Genomic DNA, 10646 nt, shown 5'->3' with positions numbered 1-10646 from the left:
AAGAAGGGGGAGGCCTCGCGGCCTCCCCCTTTTTTGCGTTTACGGGGTGTAAATGACTCAATTACACCAGACGATCTTGTTGTTTTTGGTATTGAGCCTTTATTTAAAGAAAATAAATCGTATAACAAGGGCAACTGCTATGGCCGCAATGATCAAAAGCAGAATTGTCAGCTGATGCTGCTTGCGTCGTTTACTTGACGAAACGAAGATTGATTTTCCCTGTTTTGGCGTTTCGAGATAGCGAGCCGAATGCGTCAAGGTTTGCTTGGGTCGAGGCCCTCTTTGTTGATGAGCGGCGGATGCTTTCATCGGCTCATCGCTAGCTGCGCTGTTTTTAGATAATGGTGCGTCTTTCAGATATACAGGGTCTCCCGAGGCAACGCCCATATGTTTACGTCCCGTTTGGGCATCCTCGAGCGTTTGATATCGATTTCTCGTCACATAATCGGGCTCAGGATCATTAATGGGCTCTTGCGAGATGTGGGGGCGATGGAACCGTGGCGGCTGCGTAGAAGTATCTTCGCCCTGCGTCGGCATAAACATATTGTTCTGGTTTTGGTCGTCCATGATGCCCTTTAGCTCGTTACCAACAACGTGTACGCGCTCATTGTAAGCCCCTTGTTATTTGTAGCTGCGAACATACTTCTTATTTAAGCTCTGGTTCAAAGAACCTTAACCTTACTAAGACCTGAGTCATACACACTTAGATATGCTTATAGTACTGGACTCAAAAAACTTTATAGTCGATGTATATATGAGCACTGGGTGGGCATATATAAGAGCGTCAAAAGAAGTCCCAGTCACCTAGAAGATGGCTCGGCAGTCCTTAAAAGGAGTGGTAAACATGGCAAGCATGGTTCCTTATCGTTCGGTTTTTGGCGTTCGTCCTTCTGCTAGCTCGCTGTTCGATCTGTTTGATGATATGACCGACCTTGCAAACAACTCGATTGCCTCCAAGGCGTTCCCCGTTGACGTTGAGGACAAGGGCGATGGCTACGAGGTCAAGGCGTATCTGACCGGTGTCGCCAAGGATGACATCGACGTTGAGCTCAATGAGGGTCGCCTGTCCATCAGCGTGAACGTCGAGGAGAGCGCCGAAAACGAGGGTAAGAACTTCCTCCAGAAGGAGTTCGGCTCGTACAGTGCGACGCGCGGCGTGTATCTGAAGGACGCTTCGAGCGAGGGCCTTTCGGCTAAGTATGCTGACGGCATCCTGACCGTTACGGTTCCCAAGATTGTCGAGAAGAAGAACGTCACGAAGATCTCTATCGACTAACGATGGCTCTGCTTCAATCGAGAGTATGAGTTAAGGGGGCTGGGAAGTGATTCCCAGCCCCCTTTTGTTGTCTTGAGGGGCTATTGAATGGTTGTCGGTTGATACTGGCTTGCAGGGCGTATCGAGAGCTTCCGTGGCCCTTGAAGACGGGTGGCAGAACTGCCGAGTTCATCATCGAGACTTGCATCAAGCGCGTTGGCATAGCTTTTGACGGTAAGGCTTGGACGATTATTGTCCTGGCTGATATGCATGGCGATGAGCTGTTCGGTGCGATCGGTAACAAGTTCGCGCGCGGCTTCGGCGGCCTGGTTGTTGGAGAGGTGCCCCTTTGTGGACAGGATGCGCTCCTGAAGAAAGCGGGGGTACGCTCCTTCGCGCAACATAGTTACATCGTGGTTACTTTCGAGCGCGAGAACTCGACAGTCTTTGAGGATGCCTATGGCCTTGCTCGATAACTCTCCGGTGTCGGTGGCAAACCCAATGGAATCATCGAGAGCATTAAATCGATAGCCGACAGGATTGATGACATCGTGCGATGTTGAGTAGGTTTGCACGTGGATGCCGGCAATGGGGAGCGTGTCGCCGGGGTCAAATTCCTCTACGGGCAGGTGCGCGAGGTTTTCTTTGCATGAAAGGGTGTCCCTGCTGGCAAAGAGGGGACCATGCCAGTGCTTGCACCATACATCGAGCCCCTTGATATGGTCACCATGCTCATGGGTGATTACAAGAGAGGCGACGTCGTCTGCCGAGAGGCCAAGCTCCGCCATGCGTTTAAGTGTCTCGCGGCGGGACAGGCCGTTGTCGATCATGATGAGCCCCTGAGGCCCCTCGACGAGTGCGCAGTTGCCTTTTGAGCCGCTGCCGAGGATATGAAGGTGCAGGCGAGACATAAGATTCCAAAGGATACAATGAGTGCGGACGAATAGAGGAGGAAGCGAATGCCAACGGTATCTCAGCACTATGGACATCATGCCGCGCCGAGGACGGATAAGAGCGCCCTGGCAACGCGGCGGGCCGCTGCCCCCGTAGTGCTCATGGTATCAGGCGGTGCGGACTCGACGGCGCTGCTCCTTATGGCTTGCACATCAAAGCTGGATATCCAGGACGGGCGCGGCGTCGCTCCCATTGCGCGCGAGCGATTGCACGTGCTGCATGTAAACCATCATCTGCGCGGGGAGGCATCCGATGGCGACGAGGCCTTTGTACGTGACCTGTGCGCGCAATACGGCTTGCCGCTGTGTGTTGAGCATGCCTATTTTGATGACGAATCGGGCAATATCGAGGCTGCGGCTCGCGAGGTGCGCTATGCCGCGGCACGGAGATATGTTCGCGAACTTTGTGCTGAATCGGGCGCACCGCGGACGGCGGCTCGTATCTGTACCGCGCATACTTCGTCGGACCGCGCGGAAACATTTTTGATGAATGCCATTAAAGGGTCGGGTCCCGCGGGTCTATCGAGCATTCCGCGCCGTCGGAACATTGTGGTTCGCCCCTTGCTCGACCTCACGCACGATGAGCTCGTGAGCTATCTGCAGGTGCACGGTCAGCCATGGCGGGAAGATGAAAGCAACGAGGACGTTTCGTACCTGCGCAACTATGTACGCCATCGGGTGATGCCGGTGGTGGCACGGCGCAACGCGAGCGTCTGTAAGACGATTGGCGCCGCTTGCGAAATTCTGGGCGACGAAGACGCCTTTCTTTCCCAGCTTTCGGCACAGGCGTTTCGAAGCTGCCTGCGCAAGGAAGCGGCGGGCGCACTGGTGCTCGATGCGCGCCGTCTTGCCGCCGCTGAGGTTGTGATTGCACGGCGTATCGTGCGGTTGGCGATTAAGCGCATCGATCCCGACGCGCGACCGGAGATGCGGCACGTGGAGCGCGTGCTCGCCTGCGTCGCTGCGGGCTCGGGCTCGGTTACGCTTCCTGCGGGAATTGATGCCCGTGTGGAGTTTGGCATGCTGGCGTTCAAGGCCCCGGCGGCGCGCGAGGGTTTAGTGGCCGATTGGATCTCCGTTCCCGGTTGTCTGCCGCTGGGGGCGGGGCATATGCTGACAGCGGAGCCGATGGCTGTGGAGCCGGGGTGCGATATCGTGCACCGTGCCCGCGAGCTTGCTGCTGCCGGAAAGGTTGCGGCCTTGGTGGATGCGGCGGCCCTGGGGTTTGCCGACCGCGATGGCGAGCGGATGTTAGCCGGCTCGCGCGGGGAGATCCCCACCGAGGCACGATCGGCGCGCCTGTGGGTGGATAGCCCTGTGCCGGGAGACGTGATGTGCCCGTTGGGGATGAACGGCCGAAGCAAGAAAGTGTCAGACCTGTTAAACGAGGCGCGCATTCCTGTTTCAGACCGCTCTGGCGTACCCGTGGTAAGAACGGCTCCGGGAGGTGCCGTAGTATGGGTCGCGGGCGTTCGCGCGGACGAGCGTTTTAAATGCACGGCCGCAACGCGCGTGGCATATCTGCTTCGTGTGGTCGATGCGGAATAGCGCTTCGCGCCAGCTATTCTGTGCGACGTTGACGGTATTCCCGCGCTGATGGCGCACGTGCTGGTAAATATACCCCGTGCGCTGCTAGAATGTGTAGTTCGCGTCCATGCGGCGGTGCGTGGGCGATAAGCACAAGAAAGGGTTGTCATGGCTTCTCAACATCCGGATATCGAGAAGGTTCTGTTTACGCAGGAGGATATCGACGGTATCGTCTCTCGCCTAGGCGAGCAGATTACTCGCGACTACGCGGGTAAGGATCTGGTGCTGATTGCGGTCCTGCGCGGCGCCGTGGTCTTTATGGGCGACCTGATGCGCAAGATCGAGCTGCCGACCAACATCGATTTCATGGCTGTTTCGAGCTATGGCGACGGTGTGAAGTCTTCGGGCATCGTGCGTATCATTAAGGACCTGGATATCGACATCCGTGGTCGCGACGTGCTGATTGTCGAGGACATTCTGGACTCGGGCCTGACCCTCAAGTACCTGATGAAGAATCTCGAGAGCCGTAAGCCCGCCTCGCTGGAGGTCGCTGCCTTCCTGTGGAAGGACGTTGAGGACCGCGTCTCGGCCGTCACGCCCAAGTATGTTGGAACCCATTGCCCCGATGCCTTTGTGGTGGGCTACGGCCTCGACTATGCCGAGCGCTATCGCAACCTTCCGTATCTGGGCATTTTGAAACCGGAGGTTTATTCGTAAGATGCCCGACGACCGTAACGACAACAATTCCCAGACTCCCCGGGACCCAAAGATCCCGGGGATGCCCGGAGGCAAGAAGCCCACGCGTACGGGCTGGCTGTATTTTCTTTTGGCTTGCGCGCTCCTGGGTTACGCCTTCTTTAACATGGGCTCCGGCTTTGCCAACTCCAGCAATACCGTAAAGCTCGCGACGAGTGAGATGGTCAGCGCCATCAAGCAGGACCGTGTCGAAGATTTGACCTATACGGTTCAAGACGGAAGCGTGGCGGGTCATTACTGGAAGACGAAAAAGGACAAGGGTGATACGAGCGAGCTCAAGAGCTTCTCCTCGACCTATGTCGGCTCCGATTCGCTTGCCGAGCTTATGGCGGAGCACCCCGATACCAAGTACATCGTCAACACCAACGATCCTGATTTTTGGGGCGACTTGGCGATGAGCGTGCTTCCGACGATCGCCCTGATCGCCATCATGTTCTACTTTATGCGCCAGATGATGGGCGCCAACAACAGGAGCATGCAGTTTGGCAAGACTAACGCCAAGACCAACGAGGCCACGCGCCCCAAGGTCAAGTTTGAGGATGTTGCCGGTGTGGACGAGGCGGTCGAGGAGCTCGAGGAGATCCGCGACTTTTTGAGCGATCCGGACCGCTATCGCAAGCTGGGCGCCAAGATCCCGCGTGGCGTGTTGCTGGTGGGCCCTCCGGGTACTGGTAAGACCCTGCTGGCCAAGGCCGTTGCCGGCGAGGCGGGCGTGCCGTTCTTTAGCATCTCGGGTTCCGACTTTGTCGAGATGTTCGTGGGTGTCGGCGCCAGCCGTGTGCGTGACCTCTTTAAGGAGGCCAAGTCCCAGGCCCCGTCGATCATCTTCATTGACGAGATCGATGCCGTGGGACGTCAGCGCGGAGCCGGCTTGGGCGGCGGCCACGACGAGCGCGAGCAGACGCTCAACCAGCTGCTGGTCGAGATGGACGGTTTTGAGGAGAGCGAGTCGGTCATCCTGATCGCCGCGACCAACCGCCCCGACATTCTGGATCCGTCGCTGCTGCGTCCCGGCCGTTTTGACCGTCAGGTTACGGTCGACCGTCCGGATGTGAAGGGCCGCGAGCAGATCTTGCGCGTGCATGCCGAGAACAAGCCGATGGACGAGGACGTGAAGTTTGAGAAGCTCGCCCAGATGACCGTTGGCTTCACCGGCGCCGATCTGGCGAACTTGCTCAATGAGTCTGCACTGTTGGCTGCCCGCCGTCATCGTTCTGTGATCTCGATGGACGAGGTTGAGGAATCGATGGAGCGCGTGATTGCCGGACCGCAGCGCAAGGGTCGCGTGATGACCGAGGCCGAGCGCACCACGATTGCCTACCACGAGAGCGGTCACGCCCTGGTGGGCCACATCCTGGAGCACTCCGATCCGGTCCACAAGATCTCGATCGTCAGCCGCGGTCAGGCTCTGGGCTACACGCTGCAGCTTCCGCAGGAGGACCACTTCCTCAAGACCAAGAACGAGATGCTCGACGAGCTCGCCGTGTTCTTGGGCGGTCGCGTTGCCGAGGAGCTCATGTGCGATGACATCACGTCGGGCGCGAGCAACGACCTGGAGCGTGCGACCAAGATGGCGCGCGAGATGGTTACGCGTCTGGGCATGAGCGAGGAGCTGGGTACGCAAGTGTTTGGCGAGGCGCAGCATCAGGTGTTCCTTGGTCGCGATTACGCCGATCACCAGGATTATTCCGAGGAGACGGCACGCCGCATCGATATCGAGGTTCAGCGCATCATGCGCGAGGCCCATCGCCGTGCGGTCGAGATTCTGGATGCCCGTCGCGGTCAGCTCGATCTGATGGCGAAGGTGCTGCTCGAGCGCGAGACCGTCGAGGGCGATGCCGTGAACGCCCTGCTCGACAACGAGTGGGACGCCTACCTTGAGCGCGAGGGCGATATCCTGGCGGCCAAGGAGGAGCGCAATGCCAAGGCGGCCGGCATGCCGACCAAGAAGCGCGCGCCTCGCATGAGCGAGGAGGAGCTGGCGGCTGATGCCGCGGCCTTTGCGCAGGCGGCCATGCAGGAGGATGCCGAAGCCGCATCCGATGATGCTGGCGATGACCATGCCGTCGTCGATGTCGATGCCGATGCCGACACCGACAAATAGTCTTTGTGGCGAAAGCCTCCGCGGGGAAACCTGCGGAGGCTTTTTCCTTTGTTGATTGGGGACAGACTTAAATGAGCGTTTTCACGCATTTAAGTCTGTCCCCAATCAACATTGCTGCGGCGCTTTGCTCGACTAAAGCGTACAATAGCGCCTATGCGAAAGGGGAACAGATGATCAACGAAACTATGTATGCTCGCGGTGCGGAAAGCTCCATCATCCGCGAGATTTTTAGCTATGGCCTTGAGCGCAAGGCGCAAATCGGCGCGGAAAACGTGTTCGATTTCTCGCTGGGCAACCCGAGCGTTCCTGCTCCCGCTGCCGTCGCGGAGTCCATCAAAAAGGCGCTTGAACTGCCGAGTGACCAGCTGCACGGTTATACGCCCGCTCCGGGCCTGCCGCAATGTCGAGCCGCCGTGGCTGAGTCGCTTAACCGTCGATTCGGTACGAGCTATGAGGGCAAGGATGTCTTTATGACCGTGGGCGCGGCGGCTTCGCTCACCTGTACGCTCAACGCCGTTACGAACCCGGGTGACGAGGTCATTGTTATCGCCCCGTACTTTCCGGAGTATCGCGTGTGGATTGAGAAGGCCGGCTGTACGTGTGTCGAGGCGCTCGCCGATGAAGATACGTTCCAGCTGAGCGTGGATAACGTGCTCAAGGCGATTACCGATAAGACGGCAGCTGTCATCATCGACTCGCCGAACAACCCGACCGGCGCCGTGTATACGCGCGACACGCTGACGCGACTGGCCAATGTTCTGCGCGAGGCCAACGTCAAGCGCGATCCCGAGAACCCGATCATGCTGATCTCGGACGAACCGTATCGCGAGATTGTATACGGTGCCGAGGTGCCTTGGGTGCCCTCGATTTACGAGCACACCGTCGTGTGCTATTCGTACTCCAAGTCGTTGTCGCTGCCGGGCGAGCGCGTGGGGTGGATTCTGGTTCCCAATACGAATCCTCAGGCAGCTCATCTAATGCCGGCTGTTGCCGGTGCTGCCCGTACGCTTGGCTTTGTGTGCGCACCGGCGCTCTTCCAGCGCGTGATTATCGACTGCATCGATGAGCCGAGTGATGTCGAGGCCTATGCGCGCAACCGTACGGCGCTCACCGATGCATTGGCGGAGTACGGCTACACCTATGTTGAGCCGGATGGCGCGTTCTACCTGTGGGTGAAGGCGCTCGAGCCCGATGCAAATGCATTTTGCGAGCGCGCGAAGAAGTACGAGCTGCTCGCGGTTCCCTCGGACAGCTTTGGTATGCCGGGTTGGTTCCGCCTTGGCTATTGCGTGAGTTACGAGACGATTATCAATTCGCTACCTGCCTGGAAGCAGCTGGCAGACGAGTATCGTTAAAAGCAAAGCGCTCTGCCTGTAATGTTTTACGTGAAACGGGGTTTGGTGTTAAGCCGGACCCCGTTGTCATGTATGTTGTGTCGTTGGGATGGAGCGGTTTTACGACTATCGAAGGCTATGCGTACAATGAATATACGCGACGGCCATGCCGGATAAGGAGATCCGATGCCCTACCTGCTTTCCTGTGATATCCATACCCATACGATGTTCTCTGCGCATGCATATTCGACCATTGAGGAGAATGTGTACTGGGCGGCAGAGCGTGGCCTGCAGGTGCTCGGATCTGCCGACCATCTGAGCTCTATGGTTTCACCCTGCCCCAATGACCTGCGCAGTTACCAGTTCTTTATTAACCAGGATATCTGGCCGCGCATTTGGAGCGGCGTGCTGGTGCTTCGCGGCGCCGAGGCCGATATCGTTTCGCTGGACGGCAGCTTGTTTGGCGAGGACATTCCCGTTTCGCTCGATATCGCCGGCGATTCGTATAGTCGTGAGCATTCGCTGTTCGATTTGGTTACGCGCAATTTGGATTATTTGGTTGCGAGTGTGCATAATCCGCAGCTCGCTGAAGGCGCGACGCTCGCCCAGACGACCGAGATGTATATCAATGCTCTGGAGCACCCCAAGGTGTTCATGCTGGGCCACGCGGGTCGCTCGGGCGTTCCGTTTGATATCGATGAGGTGTTGTTGGCGGCCAAGGCCAAGCATAAGATCATCGAGATCAACAACCATAGTCTTGAGCGTGGTACCGATGCCGAGCATTGGGGCGTGTGCCGCAAGATTGCCGAGCGCTGCGCCGAACTGGGCGTGGGGATTGGCGTCTCGACCGACGCGCATATTGGTATGGCAATTGGCAAGCTCGATCATGCGCGCAAGATGCTCGATGAGATTCACTTCCCGCTGGATCTGATCGTGACGCGCGACCGCGAGACGCTGCTGCGCGAGATGGCGGCAGCCGGCGTCTGTGACCTGCGCAAGAGCATGTAACGGGCTCATATACCCAATGAAAGGGGGCGGTCCAGACGGGCCGCCCCCTTTCTTGTCTCAAAAATCTACCGGGGTGGGTTAGCGGCGTTCGAGGACCGCTACGGTTTCGGTGTGGTCGGTGTGGGGGAACATGTCGACCGGCGTGATCTTGAGCAGGCGATAGCCTCCGTCGAGGAGCTGGTGCAGGTCACGCTCTTGGGTCACGGGGTTGCAGCTGATATAGGTGATGCGGCGCGGCTTGAGTGCGCAGGCGGCTTCGAGGAACTCGGGGGTGGAGCCGGCGCGCGGCGGGTCGATGGAAAGGACGTCGACGCGTTCGTTGTTGTCGGCGGCATCGAGGATGTAGTCGGTGGCGTCGTCGGCCATAAACCAGGCGCTGCGGGTGAGGCCGTTGAGCTCGGCATTGCGACGTGCGTCGGCAATGCCCGCCGGGTTGCGCTCCACGCCGAGCAGCATAATGCCGATACCCCTGTCCTGGGCATCCTTCGCGGCGCACAGACCGATGGTGCCGCTGCCGCAGTAAGCGTCCATTAGAATGTCACCCTGCTGCAGATCCATGCCGTCAATCGCGAGCTGATAGAGCAGCTCGGTCTGCTGCGGATTGGTCTGATAGAACGCGGTAGGGGAGATATCGAATTCGCAACTGAGCAGCTGGTCGCGCATGCACTCGGCGCCATAGACGATACGAGTCTCCTCACCCAAGATGGCGTTACCGGGACGGCCATTGATATTATGGGCAACGGTGACGATATGCGAATCGAGCGCCGCGACGGCCTCAAAGAACTCCTGTGCATGCGGCAAGTCACGCTGGGCGGTCACGAGCGTAACCATGACCTGGTCGGTACGCCAGCCGCAGCGGACGACGGCATAGCGAAGCAAGCCCAGGTGCTTGTCCTCGTTAAAGGCGGCAATGCGTAGGCGCTCGGCCTCGCGGGCGATGCCGTTGAGAATCTGACGGGCACCCGGCGCCTCGACAGGACACTCGGGTACGGCAACGATCTTGTGCGTGCCGCGCTCAAAGAAACCGCAACGGACAGCGCCCTCCTTACCGGGAGCAAAGGGAGTGGCAGCCTTATGACGAAAGCCACGCGGCGCAGGATATTTGCCCGGGTCACCCAGGGTAACACCCATACCGCGAATGGGATCAACGGCAATACCCTCGCGCTCGCAGAGCTCAGCAAACAGCTCTTCCATAGCAGCCTGCTTGGCCGCCAGCTGCTTCTTATAAGGACGATTGAGCGCCGTGCACCCACCACAAGCTTTCATGATGGAGCAAGGAGATTTGGGATCCACAGCCTTGCGCGCAGACGAAGCCGAATCACTATACGGACGCTTGGAGCGAGCCTGAGGCGCCTTATCCCCGCCCCGACGAGAGCCGGGACGCTTGGCCTTAGTCCTGCTCTTAGTCGATTTGCTTTTTGCAGCTTTAGAAGACTTGGATTTCGTAGAAGATTTCTCCTTCTTCGACCCCTCAGCCGCCTCCACCAAAGCACGACGAGCCTTACGCTCCGCACGAGATTCTGCCATGAATTAACCCCACTAATTTACAAATTGAAATCTGAAAGCATTGTACCGTGCCAAGCTAGCGGACGATATGCAAGCGCCCATTTCATGTCAGTGATAAGCCCAACGACGTTTGCCCGCCGGGTGCCGGGGCAGGGGTTAAGTTTGTCGCGAGTTCCGCACGAACAGGAGAGCACTTAATGTGC

The 10646-nt window shown here is 58.3% G+C and carries 9 protein-coding genes; 6 read left to right on the top strand and 3 right to left on the bottom strand.

The annotated features are described in order from the left end of the window. Positions 1 to 99: 99 nt before the first annotated feature. Complete coding sequence (locus DWV20_RS09460; protein WP_117635976.1) at positions 100 to 567, bottom strand: hypothetical protein; 468 nt, start codon at positions 565 to 567, stop codon at positions 100 to 102. A 277-nt stretch (positions 568 to 844) separates the two neighbouring features. Here DWV20_RS09460 and DWV20_RS09455 point away from each other — a divergent pair, with 277 nt between their 5' ends. Then, positions 845 to 1276 carry an Hsp20/alpha crystallin family protein gene (locus DWV20_RS09455; protein ID WP_117779449.1) on the top strand — a complete coding sequence of 144 codons (432 nt, stop codon included), beginning with the start codon at positions 845 to 847 and terminating at the stop codon, positions 1274 to 1276. An 80-nt stretch (positions 1277 to 1356) separates the two neighbouring features. On the opposite strand, the gene DWV20_RS09450 is transcribed toward DWV20_RS09455, so the two are convergent. Continuing rightward, positions 1357 to 2166, bottom strand: a complete 810-nt coding sequence (locus DWV20_RS09450; protein WP_117736951.1) for an MBL fold metallo-hydrolase — start codon at positions 2164 to 2166, stop codon at positions 1357 to 1359. 48 nt (positions 2167 to 2214) lie between these two features. On the opposite strand from DWV20_RS09450, the gene tilS reads away from it, so the two are divergent. From tilS to DWV20_RS09425, 5 genes are all read left to right on the top strand, one after another. After that, the gene (gene tilS / locus DWV20_RS09445; RefSeq protein ID WP_199411036.1) at positions 2215 to 3756 is read left to right on the top strand and encodes a tRNA lysidine(34) synthetase TilS; all 1542 of its coding nucleotides are present in this window, start codon (positions 2215 to 2217) and stop codon (positions 3754 to 3756) included. A 147-nt stretch (positions 3757 to 3903) separates the two neighbouring features. Continuing rightward, the gene (hpt, locus tag DWV20_RS09440; RefSeq protein WP_117757872.1) at positions 3904 to 4452 is read left to right on the top strand and encodes a hypoxanthine phosphoribosyltransferase; all 549 of its coding nucleotides are present in this window, start codon (positions 3904 to 3906) and stop codon (positions 4450 to 4452) included. Positions 4453 to 4513: 61 nt separating this feature from the next. After that, the gene (ftsH, locus tag DWV20_RS09435; protein ID WP_233539821.1) at positions 4514 to 6595 is read left to right on the top strand and encodes an ATP-dependent zinc metalloprotease FtsH; all 2082 of its coding nucleotides are present in this window, start codon (positions 4514 to 4516) and stop codon (positions 6593 to 6595) included. Between the two features lie 170 nt (positions 6596 to 6765). Next, the gene (locus DWV20_RS09430) at positions 6766 to 7950 is read left to right on the top strand and encodes a pyridoxal phosphate-dependent aminotransferase (protein ID WP_118256872.1); all 1185 of its coding nucleotides are present in this window, start codon (positions 6766 to 6768) and stop codon (positions 7948 to 7950) included. 165 nt (positions 7951 to 8115) lie between these two features. Next, positions 8116 to 8937, top strand: a complete 822-nt coding sequence (locus DWV20_RS09425) for a phosphatase (RefSeq protein ID WP_118256871.1) — start codon at positions 8116 to 8118, stop codon at positions 8935 to 8937. 78 nt (positions 8938 to 9015) lie between these two features. Here the strand turns inward: DWV20_RS09425 and rlmD are convergent, their stop codons facing one another. Further along, a complete protein-coding gene (gene rlmD / locus DWV20_RS09420; protein WP_118256870.1) occupies positions 9016 to 10464 on the bottom strand; it encodes a 23S rRNA (uracil(1939)-C(5))-methyltransferase RlmD in 1449 nt (482 codons plus the stop codon). Positions 10465 to 10646 lie beyond the last annotated feature (182 nt).

This window comes from Collinsella sp. AF02-46-1, from assembly GCF_003465825.1.
Taxonomy (GTDB): Bacteria; Actinomycetota; Coriobacteriia; order Coriobacteriales; family Coriobacteriaceae; genus Collinsella.
The sequence above is the reverse complement of the archived record's forward strand: the minus strand, read 5'-3'. Positions and strand labels throughout refer to the sequence as shown.

What these genes read in the sequence shown, in the direction of transcription:
- DWV20_RS09425 (WP_118256871.1), top strand. Translation starts at nt 8,116, where the DNA reads ATGCCCTACCTGCTTTCCTGTGATATCCATACCCATACGATGTTCTCT.
- DWV20_RS09455 (WP_117779449.1), top strand. Translation starts at nt 845, where the DNA reads ATGGCAAGCATGGTTCCTTATCGTTCGGTTTTTGGCGTTCGTCCTTCT.
- hpt (WP_117757872.1), top strand. Translation starts at nt 3,904, where the DNA reads ATGGCTTCTCAACATCCGGATATCGAGAAGGTTCTGTTTACGCAGGAG.
- ftsH (WP_233539821.1), top strand. Translation starts at nt 4,514, where the DNA reads ATGCCCGGAGGCAAGAAGCCCACGCGTACGGGCTGGCTGTATTTTCTT.
- DWV20_RS09460 (WP_117635976.1), bottom strand. Translation starts at nt 567, where the DNA reads ATGGACGACCAAAACCAGAACAATATGTTTATGCCGACGCAGGGCGAA.
- DWV20_RS09430 (WP_118256872.1), top strand. Translation starts at nt 6,766, where the DNA reads ATGATCAACGAAACTATGTATGCTCGCGGTGCGGAAAGCTCCATCATC.
- tilS (WP_199411036.1), top strand. Translation starts at nt 2,215, where the DNA reads ATGCCAACGGTATCTCAGCACTATGGACATCATGCCGCGCCGAGGACG.
- rlmD (WP_118256870.1), bottom strand. Translation starts at nt 10,464, where the DNA reads ATGGCAGAATCTCGTGCGGAGCGTAAGGCTCGTCGTGCTTTGGTGGAG.
- DWV20_RS09450 (WP_117736951.1), bottom strand. Translation starts at nt 2,166, where the DNA reads ATGTCTCGCCTGCACCTTCATATCCTCGGCAGCGGCTCAAAAGGCAAC.